This window comes from Bacillus subtilis subsp. subtilis str. 168, assembly GCF_000009045.1.
Lineage (GTDB): Bacteria > Bacillota > Bacilli > Bacillales > Bacillaceae > Bacillus > Bacillus subtilis.
Genome location: NC_000964.3, coordinates 1 through 20586, shown reverse-complemented (window position 1 = coordinate 20586; position 20586 = coordinate 1). Strand labels below are relative to the sequence as shown.

Here is a 20586-nt window from a genome sequence, read left to right as displayed (position 1 = left end):
CTATAAGTTTCCACAGCTTTCAACTGTTTTATACAAGTGCCTTTTGCTTATATTCCTCAACCATTTCAACAAACAGCTGCGTCACTCGGTGATCTTCTGTCAGCTCCGGATGGAATGAGCAGCCAAGGAATTGCCCCTGTTTCGCGGCTACAATACGACCATTATGCTCCGATAGAACTTCAACATTTTCACCAGCTTCTAAAATATGCGGAGCACGGATGAATACCCCAGTAAAAGGCTCGTCCAAGCCTTTAATTGTTAAATCAGCTTCAAAGCTGTCAACCTGCCGGCCAAATGAATTACGTTCTACAACCACATTCAGAAGACCTAAATGAGGATTATCTGAACCGGCAATTTCTTTTGCTAATATAATTAATCCGGCACATGTTCCAAACATCGGTTTGCCCTGAGCAGCGAATTCACGAAGCGGCTCCATGAATTGATACGTATCGATCAAACGGCGCATCGTCGTGCTCTCACCGCCCGGCAAAATCAACCCGTCAACTTCGTTCAGCTGCTCCGGACGTTTTACGACAAGACCAGCCGCGCCGCATGCTTCAATCGCATGGATGTGCTCTCTAACTGCTCCTTGAAGTCCTAGTACACCTATTGTTAACATGTCAGCAGCGCTCCTATGTTCTTACCAGCCGCGTTCTTGCATACGCTGTTCTGGAAGTAAGTTTGAGATTTCAATCCCTTTCATTGCAGTACCAAGCTCTTTTGACAACTCAGCGATTAATTTGTAATCAGTAAAGTGAGTTGTTGCTTCCACAATTGCTTTCGCAAATTTAGCAGGGTTGTCTGATTTAAAAATACCAGAACCAACAAATACTCCGTCAGCACCAAGCTGCATCATGAGAGCAGCATCAGCTGGAGTTGCTACGCCGCCAGCGGCAAAGTTAACGACAGGAAGCTTGCCGTCTTTTTTAATTTGAAGAAGAAGCTCGTAAGGAGCACCTAGGTTTTTCGCTTCTGTCATTAGCTCATCCTCACTCATCGCAACTACTTTGCGCACTTGAGCGTTAACTTTACGCATATGGCGAACAGCCTCAACAATATTACCTGTTCCAGGCTCACCTTTTGTGCGAAGCATAGAAGCACCTTCCGCAATACGGCGTGTTGCTTCACCAAGATCACGGCAGCCACAGACAAAAGGAACTGTGTATTCATTTTTATTTAAATGAAATTCTTCGTCAGCCGGCGTCAGAACTTCACTTTCATCAATATAGTCAACACCCATAGCTTCAAGCACACGCGCTTCAACAATATGTCCGATACGCGCTTTTGCCATTACCGGGATAGATACTGCATTCATTACTTCTTCCACGATTGTAGGGTCAGCCATACGGGCAACTCCTCCAGCCGCGCGAATATCTGCTGGCACACGTTCTAGCGCCATTACAGCGACAGCTCCAGCTTCTTCAGCGATTTTCGCTTGTTCCGCATTGATGACGTCCATGATGACGCCGCCTTTTTGCATTTCTGCCATTCCGCGTTTTACACGTTCAGTACCTGTTTGAGCCATTTCTTGGTCCCCCTAATCAAGGTATAGTTATATGATTTCTAATCCTTATTGTATCCTAGAAATCCAATAATTCATATGCATATATACTATTTTATTCGGTTTTTAGCGCTTTGAAAATCATTTTTTATTAAAAATTGGGTTTTTTCAGTATATTACGCGAAAGAGCCCTAACATCCATCAGAGCTCTTTCAATTGATTAAAACCAGCCGGTTACCGTATCAACAATGCTTCCCCAAATTCCGGCAAAAAATCCGCCGATACTGCGCATTGTCAAAACAAACCAGTTTGCTTTTTCTACATTTTCTTTTGTAACAAGGTCTACGCCAGCCAGATCGCTGTTAAGGAATCCGTAATCCTTTTCATCACCTGTGTATTCCGCAGTCAGCTTCCCAACCTTGGTTCCTTTTTTCACAGGAGCAGTTAAGTTGTCTTTATTCAGTGTGACCTTCGCTTTGTAATTCTTTTCTTCACCATTTTTGACAGGAAGAGAGAACGCCTTGTTTGTCACAATGCCTACTTCTTTCTCTTTACCCTTATCAACTGAAATTGTTTTATGGCCTTTTACTTGATCGCCTTCAGCATAAATTTCTTTCATGGAGAAATTGTCGAAAGCATAATCAAACATTTTTTTCGTTTCATCGAAACGGCCTGTATGAAGGTTGCCCTTTGCGTTTAAAACAACAGTGATGACACGCATACCGTTGCGTTCAGCTGTTCCTGTAAAGCATGAACCCGCAGAGTCAGTAGAACCTGTTTTCAGTCCGTCTACAGTCGCTTTTTTATACTCGCTGACAAGCCCCTTCAGCATAAAATTCCAGTTCGGCATGTCCATTTCATCATCGGTGCCTTCTCTGAATTTCGTTTTGGCGATACTGGAAGTCTCCAGTATCTCAGGGTAGTCAGTAATCAAGTGATCCGCAAGAACCGCCATATCCTTTGCAGAAACTTCACTTTCTTCATTTACGCTTGTCCCCTCAGGCTGATGCCCGTGAAGATCTTTGTTTTCAAGACCTGTTGCGTTAACAAATTTGTAATCTGTTAAGCCTAGTTCTTTTGCTTTTGCATTCATTTTTTCAACAAACTTAGTTTCAGAACCGGCAACGATTTCTGCAATCGCAATAGCAGCAGCATTTGCAGAATAAATTGCTGTAGCTTGATATAATTCTTTTACTGTGTATTTCCCGTCTTTCCGAAGAGGAACGTTTGATAAGCTGTTATCTTGGGAAATTTCATACACATAGTCATCAGGCGTATAGGTTTGGTCCCATTTCACTTTACCTTGATCAATTGCTTCCAATAACAGATACTCTGTCATCATTTTTGTCATACTCGCAATTGGCAGTCTCTTATCTGCATTTTTACTGTAAAGAATTTTACCTGAAGAAGCTTCGATCATAATAGCAGCAGATGCATTGATATCAATTGGATCGCTGGCTGCTTTCGCTTTTGACATTGGAGCCAGACACGTGACAGCTAGAGTTAACACAACCAATGACATCAGTAGCTGTTTACATTTCTTGATGTTCAATCGTACGACCTCCGTATTTCATTTTCTTCATCTATAATTAAGCCGTTAAGGACATTTTCAATGCACAACAGTATAAATTTTATCATAATCAGTATAAAAAAAATAGACAGAGTCAGAGACCCTGTCAAATGTTTTTAATTTGTAACAATTTATTATGAAATTGTATAGTTAGGTGATTCTTTTGTAATCTGTACGTCATGCGGATGGCTTTCGCGAAGTCCTGCGCCAGTCATGCGAATGAACTGAGCTTCTTCTCTTAGCGCACGCAGATCTTTGGACCCGCAATACCCCATACCAGAACGAAGGCCTCCGACTAGCTGATAAACGGTTTCTTCAACTGGCCCTTTGTAAGGTGTGCGTCCTTCAATTCCTTCAGGAACAAATTTTTTGTTTTCTTCTTGGAAGTAACGGTCTTTACTTCCTTTTTCCATTGCAGCAACTGATCCCATGCCGCGGTATACCTTAAATCTTCTGCCTTGGTAGATTTCAGTTTCACCAGGGCTTTCTGATGTGCCTGCAAGCAAGCTTCCGAGCATAACAGCATGTCCGCCGGCTGCCAATGCTTTAGTGATATCGCCAGAGAATTTAATCCCACCGTCGGCGATGATTGTTTTGCCGTGTTTTCTTGCTTCAGTCGCACAATCATAAATTGCTGTAATTTGCGGAACACCCACGCCGGCTACAACACGTGTAGTACAAATTGAACCAGGCCCTATTCCAACTTTGACAACGTCTGCTCCAGCTTCGATAAGCGCTCTTGTCGCTTCAGCTGTTGCCACGTTTCCAGCAATAATGTTTAATTCGGGATACGTTTCACGGATTTTTGTGACTGTGTTTAAAACGCCTTGAGAGTGTCCGTGAGCTGTATCGATAACAATCACATCAACATTGGCTTCAACAAGCTTTTTGACGCGAGTCATTGTATCGCCAGTTACACCAACTGCCGCGCCAACGATCAGGCGGCCGTGAATGTCTTTAGATGAGTTCGGGAACTCAATGACTTTTTCAATGTCTTTAATTGTGATAAGACCTTTTAATTTATTCTGGTCATCTACGAGAGGAAGCTTTTCAATTTTATGTTTCTGCAAAATCTTTTCAGCTTCATCCAGAGTAGTTCCTACAGATGCAGTAACTAGCTCTTCTTTCGTCATGACGTCGCTGATTTTCATTGAGTAGTCAGAAATAAAACGAAGGTCACGGTTTGTAATAATTCCAACAAGCTTCTGGTCTTCTTCGTTATTTACAATCGGAACACCGGAAATTCTGTATTTCCCCATCAAATGCTCCGCATCAAATACTTGGTGATCAGGAGTTAAAAAGAAGGGATTTGTGATAACGCCGCGCTCAGAACGCTTTACTTTATCAACTTGTTCAGCCTGCTGTTCAATGGACATATTTTTGTGAATGATGCCCAAGCCGCCCTGTCTTGCCATTGCAATTGCCATTGCTGATTCTGTTACAGTGTCCATACCTGCGCTGATGACAGGAATATTTAGCTTTAACGTTTTTGTAAGTTCTACAGATAAATCCACATCACGCGGAAGTACCTCAGACTTTGCTGGTACAAGCAGCACATCGTCGAACGTTAAGCCTTCTTTTGAAAATTTACTTTCCCACATTAGTAAATCCCCCTCTTTTCGGCAAAATATTATATGTAGATTATCAACTAGCCAAGAGCATGTCAAGGAAGCGGGAAAGAGTTGAAATATTTAGATAACGGAAAGGATTAAGAAATATACATGACATATCATGAGTGGAAAGACTTAGCGCTATTTTACTCCGTTGAATCAACCCAGAAATTTCTAGAAAAGGTTTATATCTTAAACGGTATTAACGATGCGAAAAAAAACTCTTTTAAAAACAGTGAACGGTTTATTTATTTCTTAAAGCATGCCGAATCGTTTTATAAACAAGCCGCATATTCTCCCTTAGAAATCAAACCGATTCTTTTATTTTATGGAATGGCACAGCTTATCAAAGCATGCTTAATTACACGTGATCCTCATTATCCAAGCCATACATCAGTACTGGCACATGGCGTAACAACAAGAAAACGAAAGAAACAAAATTATTGTTTTAGCGACGATGAAGTGAAAATACAACGGAATGGCCTATGCGTACATTTTATGAAACATTTATTCGGACAATCGGATATAGTAGATGAACGGTATACCATGAAAAAATTATTAATGGCCATTCCAGAACTTAGCGATATTTTCTACTTTCAGCAGAAAGAACGATTTATGACAAAAGTTGAGAAGGATAAGAACGAAATTTTTGTACCGGAGGAAGTAGTAATCAATTACAAAATGTCTGATTCAAGGTTTGCTGAATACATGTCCCATCATTATCAATGGTCTTTTACAAAAAAAAATGAACACGGGCTGCTGTTCGAAATTTCACCACAAGACAAGGAGCCATGGACATCGACCAGCTTATTGTTTGACATGGAAAAGAACCAATATTATATCCCTTCTCAAAGGGAGCAATTTCTGAGGCTTCCCGAAATGACAATTCATTATTTGATTTTGTACAACGTTGGGATGATTGCAAGGTATGAAACAGAATGGTGGTATGAGTTATTAACACAGCATATAAGTGATGACTACGTGTTAATTCAGCAGTTTTTATTAGTATCAGAAAAGAAATTCCCTAAATACGCTTCACAGTTTCTTCTTCATTTTTAACAAACAAAAAACCCAGCTCATTGAGCTGGGTTTAAGCTTGCTTGGCGGCGTCCTACTCTCACAGGGGGAAACCCCCGACTACCATCGGCGCTGAAGAGCTTAACTTCCGTGTTCGGTATGGGAACGGGTGTGACCTCTTCGCTATCGCCACCAAACAAATTGAGAGTGTTCTCTCAAAACTAGATAACAGGTGTGACATCATTCAAAAATATGGTTAAGTCCTCGATCGATTAGTATCTGTCAGCTCCATGTGTCGCCACACTTCCACCTCAGACCTATCAACCTGATCATCTTTCAGGGATCTTACTTCCTTGCGGAATGGGAAATCTCATCTTGAGGGGGGCTTCATGCTTAGATGCTTTCAGCACTTATCCCGTCCGCACATAGCTACCCAGCGATGCCCTTGGCAGAACAACTGGTACACCAGCGGTGCGTCCATCCCGGTCCTCTCGTACTAAGGACAGCTCCTCTCAAATTTCCTGCGCCCGCGACGGATAGGGACCGAACTGTCTCACGACGTTCTGAACCCAGCTCGCGTACCGCTTTAATGGGCGAACAGCCCAACCCTTGGGACCGACTACAGCCCCAGGATGCGATGAGCCGACATCGAGGTGCCAAACCTCCCCGTCGATGTGGACTCTTGGGGGAGATAAGCCTGTTATCCCCGGGGTAGCTTTTATCCGTTGAGCGATGGCCCTTCCATGCGGAACCACCGGATCACTAAGCCCGACTTTCGTCCCTGCTCGACTTGTAGGTCTCGCAGTCAAGCTCCCTTGTGCCTTTACACTCTGCGAATGATTTCCAACCATTCTGAGGGAACCTTTGGGCGCCTCCGTTACCTTTTAGGAGGCGACCGCCCCAGTCAAACTGCCCACCTGACACTGTCTCCCCGCCCGATAAGGGCGGCGGGTTAGAAGGTCAATACAGCCAGGGTAGTATCCCACCGATGCCTCCACCGAAGCTGGCGCTCCGGTTTCCAAGGCTCCTACCTATCCTGTACAAGCTGTACCAACATTCAATATCAGGCTGCAGTAAAGCTCCACGGGGTCTTTCCGTCCTGTCGCGGGTAACCTGCATCTTCACAGGTACTATAATTTCACCGAGTCTCTCGTTGAGACAGTGCCCAGATCGTTGCGCCTTTCGTGCGGGTCGGAACTTACCCGACAAGGAATTTCGCTACCTTAGGACCGTTATAGTTACGGCCGCCGTTTACTGGGGCTTCAATTCGCACCTTCGCTTACGCTAAGCGCTCCTCTTAACCTTCCAGCACCGGGCAGGCGTCAGCCCCTATACTTCGCCTTACGGCTTCGCAGAGACCTGTGTTTTTGCTAAACAGTCGCCTGGGCCTATTCACTGCGGCTCTCTCGGGCTTGCACCCTAACAGAGCACCCCTTCTCCCGAAGTTACGGGGTCATTTTGCCGAGTTCCTTAACGAGAGTTCTCTCGATCACCTTAGGATTCTCTCCTCGCCTACCTGTGTCGGTTTGCGGTACGGGCACCTCTCACCTCGCTAGAGGCTTTTCTTGGCAGTGTGGAATCAGGAACTTCGCTACTATATTTCGCTCGCCATCACAGCTCAGCCTTATGGGAAACGGATTTGCCTATTTCCCAGCCTAACTGCTTGGACGCGGATATCCAATACCGCGCTTACCCTATCCTCCTGCGTCCCCCCATTGCTCAAATGGTGAGGAGGTGGTACAGGAATATCAACCTGTTGTCCATCGCCTACGCCTTTCGGCCTCGGCTTAGGTCCCGACTAACCCTGAGCGGACGAGCCTTCCTCAGGAAACCTTAGGCATTCGGTGGAGGGGATTCTCACCCCTCTTTCGCTACTCATACCGGCATTCTCACTTCTAAGCGCTCCACCAGTCCTTCCGGTCTGGCTTCACAGCCCTTAGAACGCTCTCCTACCACTGTTCGAAGAACAGTCCGCAGCTTCGGTGATACGTTTAGCCCCGGTACATTTTCGGCGCAGAGTCACTCGACCAGTGAGCTATTACGCACTCTTTAAATGGTGGCTGCTTCTAAGCCAACATCCTGGTTGTCTAAGCAACTCCACATCCTTTTCCACTTAACGTATACTTTGGGACCTTAGCTGGCGGTCTGGGCTGTTTCCCTTTCGACTACGGATCTTATCACTCGCAGTCTGACTCCCAAGGATAAGTCATTGGCATTCGGAGTTTGACTGAATTCGGTAACCCGGTAGGGGCCCCTAGTCCAATCAGTGCTCTACCTCCAAGACTCTTACCTTGAGGCTAGCCCTAAAGCTATTTCGGAGAGAACCAGCTATCTCCAGGTTCGATTGGCATTTCACCCCTACCCACACCTCATCCCCGCACTTTTCAACGTGCGTGGGTTCGGGCCTCCATTCAGTGTTACCTGAACTTCACCCTGGACATGGGTAGATCACCTGGTTTCGGGTCTACGACCACGTACTCATGCGCCCTATTCAGACTCGCTTTCGCTGCGGCTCCGCATCTTCTGCTTAACCTTGCACGAGATCGTAACTCGCCGGTTCATTCTACAAAAGGCACGCCATCACCCGTTAACGGGCTCTGACTACTTGTAGGCACACGGTTTCAGGATCTCTTTCACTCCCCTTCCGGGGTGCTTTTCACCTTTCCCTCACGGTACTGGTTCACTATCGGTCACTAGGGAGTATTTAGCCTTGGGAGATGGTCCTCCCGGATTCCGACGGAATTTCACGTGTTCCGCCGTACTCAGGATCCACTCAGGAGAGAACGAAGTTTTGACTACAGGGCTGTTACCTCCTATGGCGGGCCTTTCCAGACCTCTTCATCTACCTCGTTCCTTTGTAACTCCGTACAGAGTGTCCTACAACCCCAAGAGGCAAGCCTCTTGGTTTGGGCTGATCCCGTTTCGCTCGCCGCTACTCAGGGAATCGCATTTGCTTTCTCTTCCTCCGGGTACTTAGATGTTTCAGTTCCCCGGGTCTGCCTTCTCATATCCTATGAATTCAGATATGGATACCACTCCATTACGAGTGGTGGGTTTCCCCATTCGGAAATCTCCGGATCAAAGCTTGCTTACAGCTCCCCGAAGCATATCGGTGTTCGTCCCGTCCTTCATCGGCTCCTAGTGCCAAGGCATCCACCGTGCGCCCTTTCTAACTTAACCGTTAAAAAGAATCACTATGTGATATCTTGTGTTACTAATTGAATGTGATGTCTACTGTTATCTAGTTTTCAAAGAACACGTTGGTGGAGCCTAGCGGGATCGAACCGCTGACCTCCTGCGTGCAAAGCAGGCGCTCTCCCAGCTGAGCTAAGGCCCCGTTATATAAGATGGTGGGCCTGAGTGGACTCGAACCACCGACCTCACGCTTATCAGGCGTGCGCTCTAACCAGCTGAGCTACAGGCCCATCTTAACTTATTCAAGGAACAAAGTTCCTTCAAAACTAAACAAGACAGGGAACGTTCTGTTTATAAGACCCAAGGTCTTATATTCCGTAAAATATCCTTAGAAAGGAGGTGATCCAGCCGCACCTTCCGATACGGCTACCTTGTTACGACTTCACCCCAATCATCTGTCCCACCTTCGGCGGCTGGCTCCTAAAAGGTTACCTCACCGACTTCGGGTGTTACAAACTCTCGTGGTGTGACGGGCGGTGTGTACAAGGCCCGGGAACGTATTCACCGCGGCATGCTGATCCGCGATTACTAGCGATTCCAGCTTCACGCAGTCGAGTTGCAGACTGCGATCCGAACTGAGAACAGATTTGTGGGATTGGCTTAACCTCGCGGTTTCGCTGCCCTTTGTTCTGTCCATTGTAGCACGTGTGTAGCCCAGGTCATAAGGGGCATGATGATTTGACGTCATCCCCACCTTCCTCCGGTTTGTCACCGGCAGTCACCTTAGAGTGCCCAACTGAATGCTGGCAACTAAGATCAAGGGTTGCGCTCGTTGCGGGACTTAACCCAACATCTCACGACACGAGCTGACGACAACCATGCACCACCTGTCACTCTGCCCCCGAAGGGGACGTCCTATCTCTAGGATTGTCAGAGGATGTCAAGACCTGGTAAGGTTCTTCGCGTTGCTTCGAATTAAACCACATGCTCCACCGCTTGTGCGGGCCCCCGTCAATTCCTTTGAGTTTCAGTCTTGCGACCGTACTCCCCAGGCGGAGTGCTTAATGCGTTAGCTGCAGCACTAAGGGGCGGAAACCCCCTAACACTTAGCACTCATCGTTTACGGCGTGGACTACCAGGGTATCTAATCCTGTTCGCTCCCCACGCTTTCGCTCCTCAGCGTCAGTTACAGACCAGAGAGTCGCCTTCGCCACTGGTGTTCCTCCACATCTCTACGCATTTCACCGCTACACGTGGAATTCCACTCTCCTCTTCTGCACTCAAGTTCCCCAGTTTCCAATGACCCTCCCCGGTTGAGCCGGGGGCTTTCACATCAGACTTAAGAAACCGCCTGCGAGCCCTTTACGCCCAATAATTCCGGACAACGCTTGCCACCTACGTATTACCGCGGCTGCTGGCACGTAGTTAGCCGTGGCTTTCTGGTTAGGTACCGTCAAGGTACCGCCCTATTCGAACGGCACTTGTTCTTCCCTAACAACAGAGCTTTACGATCCGAAAACCTTCATCACTCACGCGGCGTTGCTCCGTCAGACTTTCGTCCATTGCGGAAGATTCCCTACTGCTGCCTCCCGTAGGAGTCTGGGCCGTGTCTCAGTCCCAGTGTGGCCGATCACCCTCTCAGGTCGGCTACGCATCGTCGCCTTGGTGAGCCGTTACCTCACCAACTAGCTAATGCGCCGCGGGTCCATCTGTAAGTGGTAGCCGAAGCCACCTTTTATGTTTGAACCATGCGGTTCAAACAACCATCCGGTATTAGCCCCGGTTTCCCGGAGTTATCCCAGTCTTACAGGCAGGTTACCCACGTGTTACTCACCCGTCCGCCGCTAACATCAGGGAGCAAGCTCCCATCTGTCCGCTCGACTTGCATGTATTAGGCACGCCGCCAGCGTTCGTCCTGAGCCAGGATCAAACTCTCCGATAAATGGATCACAGGTTAAGTTCACCGCATCCTGCGGCGACACCTGTGTGACCTGCGTCGTGCAGGCCCTAGTTTGACTGACTACGCACATCGCTGTGCGATTTATAAAAATGAATTAACAGGTACGTTTTGTCTTGTTTAGTTTTCAAAGAACTTTGTGTGCTTCTCTCAAAGCGACTACTTAATAGTAACATTTTTAGTTAACTAGGTCAATACTTTTTTGAAAAAGTTTTTACTAGTCATAATGGTCATGCTTGTGTCTTTAAAAAGACAACAGAAATGATTATACCATAATTTTTATGACTGTAAAGGGTTATGACACAAAAAAGCGCAGCTATTTCAGCTGCGCTTTTTTTCACACTTCTTCTTGTTCTTCTTCATTCTCATCTTCTTCGTTTTTCTCAACTAAAGCTACTGTAGCAACATGCTCTTCTTCTGCCATTCTGATGAGACGCACACCTTGAGTGACACGTCCGGTGATGGAGATATCATTGATGTCCATTCTGATGAGTACGCCGCTAGCTGTAATAATCATTAGATCCTCTTCACCTTTAGTAGCTTTCACTGCTACTAGTTGGCCGTTGTTCTCGGTGATTTTCGCTGTTTTGAGTCCTTTTCCGCCCCGGCTTTGGGTTCTGTACTCTTCAGCAGGAGTTCGTTTTCCGTACCCTTTTTCAGTTACGATAAGGACGTGTGATTCTTCCTCTAAAATCTCCATGCCGACAACAACGTCGTCATCCGTCAGGGTGATGCCTTTTACGCCCGCCGCAGTTCTTCCCATCTCTCGGACATCTGTTTCAGGGAAACGAATCAGTAAACCGTTTTTCGTTCCAATGATGATTTGTTTTGTGCCGTCAGTCAGACGTACACCCATCAGTTCATCATCTTCACGAAGACTCAGAGCAATTAGACCATTGTTGCGGATATTAGCGAATTGAGATAGCGATGTTCGTTTTGAAACCCCATGCTTTGTAGTGAAGAAGAGGTAAAGCTCCGCATTGAATTCCGTGACTGGAATAATCGCGTTGATCCACTCACCCTTTTCTACCTCCAGCAGGTTAATAATCGGGATTCCTTTTGCCGTTCTGCCGTATTCAGGGATTTCATACCCTTTTGCACGATACACTTTCCCCTTGTTCGAGAAGAAGAGAATCGTGTCATGAGTTGACGTAGAGATCAAATGTTCAACGAAATCATCTTCGTTTGTTCCCATACCTTGTACACCTTTTCCGCCCCGTTTTTGACTGCGGTAAGTTGATGCAGGAAGACGTTTGACGTATCCGTTGTGCGTCAGAGTAACTACGATATTTTCTCTCTCGATGAGATCTTCATCTTCAATTGTCTCCAGTCCAGAAGTGACGATCTCAGTACGTCTTTCATCGTTAAAACGCTCTTTGATTTCCGTGAGTTCTTCACGAATGATCTCAAGCACTTTATATTCATTTGCCAAGATGTCTTTTAGCTCTGCAATTAATTTAACAAGAGACTGGTATTCTTCTTCGATCTTTTCACGTTCCAGTCCCGTTAAACGCTGGAGCCTCATGTCAAGGATCGCTTGTGCTTGCTTCTCTGTCAGTGAGAATTGTTCAATTAAACCTGTTCTCGCAATTTCAGCCGTTTGAGAATTACGGATAAGGGAGATAACTGCATCGAGATGATCCAGTGCAACTCTCAATCCTTCCAAGATATGAGCTCTCGCTTCTGCTTTACGCAATTCATAAGCAGTACGGCGTCTAATGACAACTTTTTGATGGTCAAGGTAATGCTCCAGGCATTGCTTAAGAGTTAAAACTTTCGGCTGGCCATCAACAAGCGCAAGCAGGTTGATGCCAAAAGATGTTTGTAGAGCAGTTTGTTTGTACAGATTGTTTAAGATAACATTCGCATTGGCATCGCGTCTGATTTCAATGACAATTCTCATACCTGTACGATCTGACTCATCACGCAGATCTGTGATACCCTCTATCTTTTTGTCCCTTACGAGATCAGCAATTTTCTCAATTAATTTCGCCTTATTTACTTGGTAAGGTAACTCTGTAACGATAATTCTTTCTTTACCCGAAGATGTTTGTTCGATCTCAGCTTTTGCCCGGATCGTGATAGAGCCTCGGCCTGATTCGTATGCTTTCCGGATACCGCTGCGTCCCAAGATTTGACCCGCGGTCGGGAAATCAGGCCCTGGAATGACTTCCATAAGCTCTGGAATTGTAATGTCCGGATTCTCACTAACAGCAAGTACACCGTCAATGATTTCTCCCAGCTGGTGCGGAGGAATGTTTGTTGCCATACCTACCGCAATGCCGGCAGCACCGTTCACGAGCAGATTCGGGAACCTTGAAGGCATAACGACAGGTTCTCTTTCTGACCCGTCATAGTTATCCTGGTAATCGATTGTGTCTTTTGTGATGTCGCGAAGAATCTCCATTGAGATTTTAGACATTCGTGCTTCTGTATAACGCATGGCCGCCGCTGAGTCTCCGTCAACAGAACCGAAGTTTCCGTGACCGTCAACGAGCATATAACGGTAGTTGAAATCCTGAGCCATTCTGACCATGGATTCATATACCGCTGAATCACCGTGCGGGTGGTATTTCCCGATAACTTCTCCAACGATACGCGCGGATTTTTTATAAGGCTTGTCACTTGTCATGCCTAAATCATTCATTGCATACAAAATCCGTCTATGAACCGGTTTTAAACCGTCACGAACATCCGGAAGAGCACGGGACACGATAACGCTCATTGCATAATCCAAGAAGGACGTACGCATTTCCTGACTGATATTTATTTCACGAACTTGTGGTGTGTTTTGTTCACTCATTAAAAAACCTCCCTGAAGTATCACATGAAATATGTGGGAGTAGATTGTCCATTATGACCTTCAATACGATTTCACTATTCTCCATTATATCAATAAACTTATGATTATACACATTAAATTGCTAGAATATATAGGTATTGCAGGCATCGCTGCATCTGATCTTGTTCAGAAAAAAGCCTTATTTCTTATTGGAAATAAGGCTTTTTATGATTAGATGTCAAGATTTTTAACGTATCTCGCATTCGCTTCTATGAAGTTTCGGCGCGGTTCTACCTTGTCGCCCATAAGCATTTCAAAAGTCTCATCCGCATCCATTGCATCTTCAAGAGTTACCTGAAGAAGTGTTCTGGAGCTAGGATCCATGGTTGTCTCCCATAGCTGGGTGGCATTCATTTCACCAAGACCTTTGTAACGCTGCAGTCCAGGCTTAGGCGTTTGAGGAAGAGTTTTTAACAGCTCTTCAAGCTCCTTGTCATTGTATGCATATTCAACGCGTTTCCCCTGTTGAACCTTGTAGAGCGGCGGCTGCGCAATGTACACGTAGCCATTTTCGATAATTTGGCGCATATATCTGTAAAAGAACGTTAACAGCAGTGTTCTGATGTGCGCGCCGTCAACATCGGCATCTGTCATAATGACAACTTTGTGGTAACGGGCTTTCTCAAGGTTGAAGTCTTCTCCGATACCTGTGCCGAGCGCTGTGATCATAGAGCGAACTTCGTTGTTAGAAAGGATTTTATCCAGTCTGGCCTTTTCAACGTTTAGGATTTTACCTCTAAGCGGCAAAATGGCTTGGAAATGTCTGTCGCGTCCTTGTTTAGCAGATCCTCCGGCAGAGTCACCCTCTACGATATATAACTCGGAGATGCTCGGATCTTTTGAAGAGCAGTCCGCTAACTTACCGGGCAGGTTTGAAATTTCCAAAGCACTCTTACGGCGTGTTAGTTCACGCGCTTTTTTCGCAGCCATTCTTGCTCTTGCCGCCATTAAACCTTTATCGACAATTTTTTTGGCTGCATCTGGATTTTCCAGCATAAATGTTTCCATCGCCGTAGAAAATAACGTATCGGTGATCGTCCGTGCTTCTGAGTTGCCCAGCTTTGTTTTTGTTTGGCCCTCAAACTGCGGATCAGGGTGTTTGATTGAAATAATCGCTGTCAGCCCTTCCCTTACGTCATCTCCGCTTAGGTTTGGATCATTTTCTTTAATAAGCCCTTTTTTTCTGGCGTAATCGTTGATAACACGAGTCAGGCCCGTTTTGAAGCCAGCTTCATGGGTACCGCCTTCGTACGTGTTAATGTTGTTTGTAAACGAGTAAATGTTGCTTGTGTAGCTGTCATTGTATTGCAAAGCCACTTCAACCGTAATGCCGTCCTTTTCGCCTTCAATGTAAATCGGCTCTTCATGGACAACCTCTTTAGAGCGGTTTAAATACTCTACATAACTTTTAATTCCGCCTTCGTAATGGTATTCATTTTTGCGCTCTTGTCCTTCACGTTTATCTTCAATCGTGATGTTTACGCCCTTTGTTAAAAAGGCTAATTCACGCACGCGGTTGGCAAGCAGATCGTAATCATACTCGGTTGTTTCTGAGAAAATTTCAGGGTCCGGGACAAAATGTGTCGTCGTTCCTGTATGATCCGTTTCGCCAATGATTTCAAGGTCTGTAACCGGAACTCCGCGTTTATAGGTTTGGCGGTGAATTTTACCGTCACGGTGAACCGTCACATCAAGCTCTGTTGATAGTGCGTTTACGACCGACGCACCTACACCGTGTAATCCTCCGGATACTTTATAGCCGCTTCCGTCAAATTTTCCTCCGGCATGAAGCACCGTCATAATGACTTCTACCGCAGGACGGCCCATTTTTTCATGAATACCGACTGGAATACCGCGGCCATTATCTACAACCGTGATACTGTTGTCTTTTTCGATTTGGATATTGATATCCGTACAATAACCGGCGAGGGCTTCGTCAATACTATTGTCGACAATTTCCCATACCAAGTGGTGAAGGCCTTTGCTGTTTGTCGAACCGATATACATCCCCGGTCTTTTACGAACAGCTTCCAATCCTTCTAGTACCTGTATCTGATTTTCATCATAACTGTTTTGCTGCTGTTCCATAGCCACGTCATTCACCTACACTTTTCTAAACGATATATTCGTGATAAAAAATTTCTAAGAATCTATTTCAAACATAAATTGCGCACGTTTTTTTAATGTGCTGGAAGATAAGGGAGAGTAATATATATTCTGAACCGTGACTACGATAGATTTGGGCGTGCCGTTTACGGAAGGCACCACCTTGTGTTTCTGTTTTTTCAGAAATTCTTCAACAATAGGCGACATGTTGGCTTTAAAGTCAAAAATGCCGACAATATCTCGTGTTGAAACCACAAAGTCATCACCTAAATGAATATACAATTGCTCACCTCATTTCTTCACTTCACTAACGCACCATTTTGCACACGGAACATTCCTGCTTGACGTAAGGTTTCGTGATCAATGCCATCAACGCTTGTCGTTGTGACAAACGTTTGTACACGGCCTTGGATCGTATGAAGCAAGTGTGACTGGCGATAATCATCCAGTTCACTCAGTACATCATCCAATAGTAAAATGGGATATTCTCCGATTTCTTCATGGATCAGGTCAATCTCCGCCAGCTTAAGGGACAACGCCGTCGTTCGCTGCTGTCCTTGAGAACCATACGTCTGCACATCGCGTCCGTTCACATAGAAAAGAACATCATCGCGATGAGGCCCTGACAGCGTCACACCACGCTCAATTTCTTTTTCTCTTAATTTAGAAAACGCTTCTTGATAGCTATCTCCTATTTTCGACAAATCTAGGGGATCTGATACATCAAGAGCTGTATGGTATTTCAGGGTCAGTTCTTCAAGCCCTCTTGAGATGCCTGCATGGATGGGCTGCGCCCATTTCTCGAGCTGTGCTGTAAACTGCAGGCGTTTTACGACGACTTTTGCTGCAACTTCTACAAGCTGATCGGTCAGAACATCGAGCATCGTCCGGTCAGTTTGTTTTCTTGTTTGCAGCTGTTTCAAAAAATGATTCCGCTGGGAAAGGATTTTCTGGTAAAGAGAAAGATCATGAAGGTAGACGGGAGAAACCTGTCCGATTTCCATGTCAAGAAACCGCCTTCTCACTTGAGGGCTTCCCTTTACAAGATTTAAATCTTCCGGCGCGAACATAATGGTGTTGAGGGCCCCGACATACTGGCTGAGCTTTTGCTGTTCAATATGATTGACCTTGCCCTTTTTACCCTTTTTGGAGATGACGAGCTGCATCGGGATCGCCCCGTTTTGCTTCATCACTCTTCCCTCTATTTTAGCATAGTCTTTGTCCCACCGTATAAGTTCTTTGTCATTTGATGTCCGGTGCGATTTCGCCATGGACAAGACATAGATCGCCTCCATGAGGTTTGTCTTCCCCTGGGCGTTTTCTCCGATGATCACATTTACTTTATTTTCAAATTGAAGTTCAGCATGGTCGTAGTTGCGGTAAGATGTCAGTTCTAAGTTCTGGATATACAATCAGTGTCACCCGCTTTAATTGACGACTTGAAATGAACCAAATCCTTCAATCTCTACCACATCTCCAACATACAGCTTTCTGCCCCGGCGGTTGTCCGGCTCATCGTTCACAAGCACTTCATGCTCGCTTAAAAACCACTTCGCCATACCGCCAGACTGAATCACATCGGCTAATTTTAAGAATTGTCCGAGTGTAATCATCTCTGTATCAATTGAAATCGGATTTGCCATTATATCGACCTCTTTCAAATATCACTAATATCTAATTGTACTAAAAAAAAACGAATTAGGGAAAGGGAAAACTTGTCGGAGCAGATACCGAATAGAAAAGCTGCCGACGGGTCGGCAGCAGTGTATCGGATTAATAGGTTCTGACAGGAAGGATAAGCTGTACAATCGTTTCATCATTCGGCGTGCGAATTAAGAAAGGTCTCATTGCGCCTGTAAAGCTTACGCGTATTTCTGCTCCTTCAAGCACCTTTAGTGCATCCAGCATATATTTTGGACTAAAAGAGATATTTAATTCCTCACCTTCAATTTGATCCGCAACAATTGCTTCCACAACTTTACCGATTTCTGGCGAATTGGAAGAAATTTCAATGGATTCAGCCGGTTTTGCGGACAGTTTTACAACGTTGTTGCGTCCCTCTCTAGCTAAAAGAGATGCACGATCAATGGCCTGAAGGAATTCTTTTGTGTTCACAATGATTTCTGTTTTGCTGTCTTGCGGAATCAGGCTGGTTGTGTCTGGATAATTCCCGTCCAGAAGCCGTGAGAAGAACAAGACGTTTTTCGCTTTAAACAGAACTTGGGTTTCTGTGATGACGATATCTACAAGTTCCTGGTTGTCATCTAAAATCTTGCTGAGTTCAGTTAAACTTTTTCCCGGAATCACGACGTTATAAGATCTGTCTTCTGGAATATCAAGTTTCGCCTTTCTTAATGCAAGACGGTGGCTATCCGTTGCAGTGCATAATAATTCACTTTGCTCCACTTTCCAGTTTACACCTGTCAAGATAGGGCGTGTTTCTGAGGTGGACACTGCAAATACTGTTTGTCTGATTAGATTTTTTAACAAATCAGTTGGGATCTGAATCGCATGATGCTCTTCAATCTGCGGCAAGTGCGGATATTCATCAGCATCCAGTCCGTTTAGATTAAATTCAGCTTTACCAGAACGGATAATCGTCAAATACTGATTTTGGACTTCAATTTCTACAGTTGCCATCGGCAATTTTTTTACAATTTCACTAAAAAAGCGAGCCTGTAAAACGATGCTTCCGGGCTGTTCAATAGTGACGATTTCTTTATCTCCTTCTTCTTTTGGAATGAAGGATTCAATAGAAATATCTGAGTCACTCCCTGTAAAGGATACTCCATCATCTGATGCAACAATTTTAATACCAGTCAGAATGGGAATCGTGGTTCTGGATGAAACTGCTTTTAATACATCTTGGACACTTTCAACAAGACGATCTTTTTGAATCGTGAATTTCATTTTTATCCTCCTAACGGATAATGTATTAATATATATATTTATAAAAAATAGTAGAAGTAATAGTAGGGCCTGTGGATTTGTGGATAAGTTGTGAAAAAGACAGGAAACACAGCCTATCCACATGTGGACAGACTGTGTATGACTTCCGAAAAGTTATTCACACTTTCCCCGATTGATCCCCGGTCCTGCTATTTAAGCTGTTCTTTAATTTCTTTTACATGCTGCTGAAGCTGTTCATCATCTGCCAGCAGTTTTGAAATTTTTTCATGCGCATGAATAACGGTCGTATGATCACGTCCTCCAAACTCTTCACCGATTTTAGGAAGAGAGGAATCAGTCATTTCCCTTGATAAGTACATGGCGATTTGACGCGGAAAAGCTACTGACTTTGTCCGTTTTTTTGCTTTGAAATCCTCGAGTTTAATATTAAATTGCTGGCCTACTACCCTCTGAATTTCTTTTATCGTAATGACTTTCGGTTTTGAGGAAGGAATAATATCTTTCAACGCCTCAGCGGCCAGATCAGCATTAATATCTTTATTAATTAAAGATGAATAAGCGACAACTCTGATTAATGCTCCTTCGAGTTCCCGAATATTGCTGTCGATTTGATTCGCGATGTAAAGCATAACCTCGTTCGGAATATCGAGGCCCTCTGCTTTGGCCTTTTTTCTTAAAATTGCAATTCTCGTTTCTAGATCAGGCGGTGTGATATCTGTAATAAGTCCCCATTCAAAACGTGAGCGCAATCTGTCTTCAAGTGTCGGAATTTCCTTTGGCGGCCGGTCACTTGAAATGACGATTTGTTTGCTTTCTTCGTGTAATGTGTTAAATGTATGGAAAAATTCTTCCTGGGTTTGTTCTTTCCCCGCTAAAAATTGAATATCATCTATCAAAAGCACATCAACATTTCGATAGCGATTGCGGAAGTCGACGGCTTTATTATCTCGGATAGAGTTGATGAATTCGTTTGTAAATTTCTCAGAAGACAGATAAACCACTTTGGCAGAAGGATTATGATCTATTACATAATGGCCGATCGCATGCATTAAGTGTGTTTTCCCTAAGCCGACGCCCCCATAGATAAATAAAGGGTTGTAAGCTTTCGCGGGCGCTTCCGCTACTGCGAGGGAAGCAGCATGTGCAAATCGGTTTCCAGATCCGATGACAAAAGTATCAAAAGTATATTTTGGATTGAGCATATTTTGAGGAAAATCAGATGTATCTTCTTTGACCGCTTTTTTGACTTGCGGTTTCGGCATAAAGTCCTCAACATCTTGATTTTGAGGAATGACAAACTTAATGCTCAATTCTTCCCCGGTTAATTCATATATAGTATCTGCAATCAGATGCAAGTATCTGGACTCCAGCCAGTCTCTGGCAAATTCATTGGGAGCCGTGATTGTTAATGTATCGCCTTGCAGTGAGTGGGCTTTGGTTGACTTCATCCAAGTCTCAAAACTCGGTTTGCTCAACTTTTTTTCGATTTGAGCAAGGGCTTGGTTCCACAGGTCTAATATATTTTCCATCTTCCGGCACGTCCCTCCTTTTCTTAGAAAATGGCGTCTTTCTCTGTTATAGAACACAAAAAAAGAGCAAATGGCGCTTACCATTCGTACACATTAAATGTTGAAAACATATAATATAGTAGATAAATAGCTTTTCGACAAATTTCACAACTTGTGGACAACCTTCTACACAAGCTGTGTGAAATCAATCCACAACTTATCCACACTTTGTGGATAAAGAGGAAAGGTAGGATTAGTAATCAAGAGTTAAAACACAAATATAATACCAAAATAAACGAGAGCTTGCAATGGTTGTCACAATCTTATCCACAAAGCGGACAACCTGTTGAAAAAACCTTGTCCACAGGGGTTGGTAATGTGAAAATGTTGTCGATAACCTCTGTGGATACTAAAAAAAGCCGAAAAAGAT

Annotated in this window: 12 protein-coding genes, 2 tRNA genes and 3 rRNA genes; 1 reads left to right on the top strand and 16 read right to left on the bottom strand. The window is 44.6% G+C overall.

Annotated features, from left to right (window positions below; all coding sequences use genetic code 11):
- Positions 1 to 28: 28 nt before the first annotated feature.
- The 4 genes from pdxT to guaB all read right to left on the bottom strand — a co-directional run bounded on the left by pdxT (position 29) and on the right by guaB (position 4672).
- Positions 29 to 619: a glutamine amidotransferase for pyridoxal phosphate synthesis; pyridoxal 5'-phosphate synthase complex, glutamine amidotransferase subunit PdxT gene (gene pdxT, locus BSU_00120; RefSeq protein ID NP_387893.1), complete on the bottom strand. Its 591-nt coding sequence runs from the start codon at positions 617 to 619 to the stop codon at positions 29 to 31.
- Positions 620 to 640: 21 nt separating this feature from the next.
- Positions 641 to 1525, bottom strand: a complete 885-nt coding sequence (gene pdxS, locus BSU_00110; RefSeq protein ID NP_387892.1) for a glutamine amidotransferase for pyridoxal phosphate synthesis; pyridoxal 5'-phosphate synthase complex, synthase subunit — start codon at positions 1523 to 1525, stop codon at positions 641 to 643.
- Positions 1526 to 1721: 196 nt separating this feature from the next.
- Complete coding sequence (dacA, locus tag BSU_00100; RefSeq protein ID NP_387891.1) at positions 1722 to 3053, bottom strand: D-alanyl-D-alanine carboxypeptidase (penicillin-binding protein 5); 1332 nt, start codon at positions 3051 to 3053, stop codon at positions 1722 to 1724.
- Between the two features lie 152 nt (positions 3054 to 3205).
- A complete protein-coding gene (guaB, locus tag BSU_00090; protein ID NP_387890.1) occupies positions 3206 to 4672 on the bottom strand; it encodes an inosine-monophosphate dehydrogenase in 1467 nt (488 codons plus the stop codon).
- Positions 4673 to 4792: 120 nt separating this feature from the next.
- Here guaB and yaaC point away from each other — a divergent pair, with 120 nt between their 5' ends.
- A complete protein-coding gene (gene yaaC / locus BSU_00080) occupies positions 4793 to 5740 on the top strand; it encodes a hypothetical protein (RefSeq protein NP_387889.1) in 948 nt (315 codons plus the stop codon).
- A 36-nt stretch (positions 5741 to 5776) separates the two neighbouring features.
- Here yaaC and rrnO-5S read toward each other — a convergent pair.
- From rrnO-5S to dnaA, 12 genes are all read right to left on the bottom strand, one after another.
- Positions 5777 to 5895 (bottom strand): ribosomal RNA-5S (gene rrnO-5S / locus BSU_rRNA_3).
- 55 nt (positions 5896 to 5950) lie between these two features.
- Positions 5951 to 8878, bottom strand: a ribosomal RNA-23S gene (gene rrnO-23S / locus BSU_rRNA_2).
- Between the two features lie 81 nt (positions 8879 to 8959).
- Positions 8960 to 9035: transfer RNA gene (gene trnO-Ala / locus BSU_tRNA_6), tRNA-Ala, on the bottom strand.
- A gap of 11 nt (positions 9036 to 9046) precedes the next feature.
- Positions 9047 to 9123: transfer RNA gene (gene trnO-Ile / locus BSU_tRNA_5), tRNA-Ile, on the bottom strand.
- Between the two features lie 99 nt (positions 9124 to 9222).
- Positions 9223 to 10777 (bottom strand): ribosomal RNA-16S (gene rrnO-16S / locus BSU_rRNA_1).
- The 16S, 23S and 5S rRNA genes sit together here with 2 tRNA genes alongside, the layout of an rRNA operon.
- A 350-nt stretch (positions 10778 to 11127) precedes the next feature.
- Positions 11128 to 13593: a DNA gyrase (subunit A) gene (gene gyrA / locus BSU_00070; protein ID NP_387888.1), complete on the bottom strand. Its 2466-nt coding sequence runs from the start codon at positions 13591 to 13593 to the stop codon at positions 11128 to 11130.
- 210 nt (positions 13594 to 13803) lie between these two features.
- A complete protein-coding gene (gene gyrB / locus BSU_00060) occupies positions 13804 to 15720 on the bottom strand; it encodes a DNA gyrase (subunit B) (RefSeq protein ID NP_387887.1) in 1917 nt (638 codons plus the stop codon).
- 54 nt (positions 15721 to 15774) lie between these two features.
- Positions 15775 to 16020, bottom strand: coding sequence for a regulator of extracellular matrix formation (remB, locus tag BSU_00050; protein ID NP_387886.2), 246 nt, complete (start codon positions 16018 to 16020; stop codon positions 15775 to 15777).
- A 17-nt stretch (positions 16021 to 16037) separates the two neighbouring features.
- Positions 16038 to 17150 (bottom strand): RecA filament-DNA complex stabilisation, ssDNA and dsDNA binding, ATP binding, encoded by a 1113-nt coding sequence (gene recF / locus BSU_00040; RefSeq protein ID NP_387885.1) that lies wholly within the window; start codon positions 17148 to 17150, stop codon positions 16038 to 16040.
- A gap of 15 nt (positions 17151 to 17165) precedes the next feature.
- Positions 17166 to 17381, bottom strand: coding sequence for an RNA binding protein involved in ribosome maturation (gene rlbA, locus BSU_00030; RefSeq protein NP_387884.1), 216 nt, complete (start codon positions 17379 to 17381; stop codon positions 17166 to 17168).
- 130 nt (positions 17382 to 17511) lie between these two features.
- Positions 17512 to 18648 (bottom strand): DNA polymerase III (beta subunit), encoded by a 1137-nt coding sequence (gene dnaN / locus BSU_00020; protein NP_387883.1) that lies wholly within the window; start codon positions 18646 to 18648, stop codon positions 17512 to 17514.
- A gap of 188 nt (positions 18649 to 18836) precedes the next feature.
- Complete coding sequence (dnaA, locus tag BSU_00010; protein ID NP_387882.1) at positions 18837 to 20177, bottom strand: chromosomal replication initiator informational ATPase; 1341 nt, start codon at positions 20175 to 20177, stop codon at positions 18837 to 18839.
- Between the last annotated feature and the right edge of the window lie 409 nt (positions 20178 to 20586).

Coding starts and splice junctions, on each gene's coding strand:
- dnaA (NP_387882.1), bottom strand. CDS start 20,177: ATGGAAAATATATTAGACCTGTGGAACCAAGCCCTTGCTCAAATCGAA.
- dnaN (NP_387883.1), bottom strand. CDS start 18,648: ATGAAATTCACGATTCAAAAAGATCGTCTTGTTGAAAGTGTCCAAGAT.
- gyrB (NP_387887.1), bottom strand. CDS start 15,720: ATGGAACAGCAGCAAAACAGTTATGATGAAAATCAGATACAGGTACTA.
- guaB (NP_387890.1), bottom strand. CDS start 4,672: ATGTGGGAAAGTAAATTTTCAAAAGAAGGCTTAACGTTCGACGATGTG.
- gyrA (NP_387888.1), bottom strand. CDS start 13,593: ATGAGTGAACAAAACACACCACAAGTTCGTGAAATAAATATCAGTCAG.
- yaaC (NP_387889.1), top strand. CDS start 4,793: ATGACATATCATGAGTGGAAAGACTTAGCGCTATTTTACTCCGTTGAA.
- rlbA (NP_387884.1), bottom strand. CDS start 17,381: ATGGCAAATCCGATTTCAATTGATACAGAGATGATTACACTCGGACAA.
- pdxT (NP_387893.1), bottom strand. CDS start 619: ATGTTAACAATAGGTGTACTAGGACTTCAAGGAGCAGTTAGAGAGCAC.
- pdxS (NP_387892.1), bottom strand. CDS start 1,525: ATGGCTCAAACAGGTACTGAACGTGTAAAACGCGGAATGGCAGAAATG.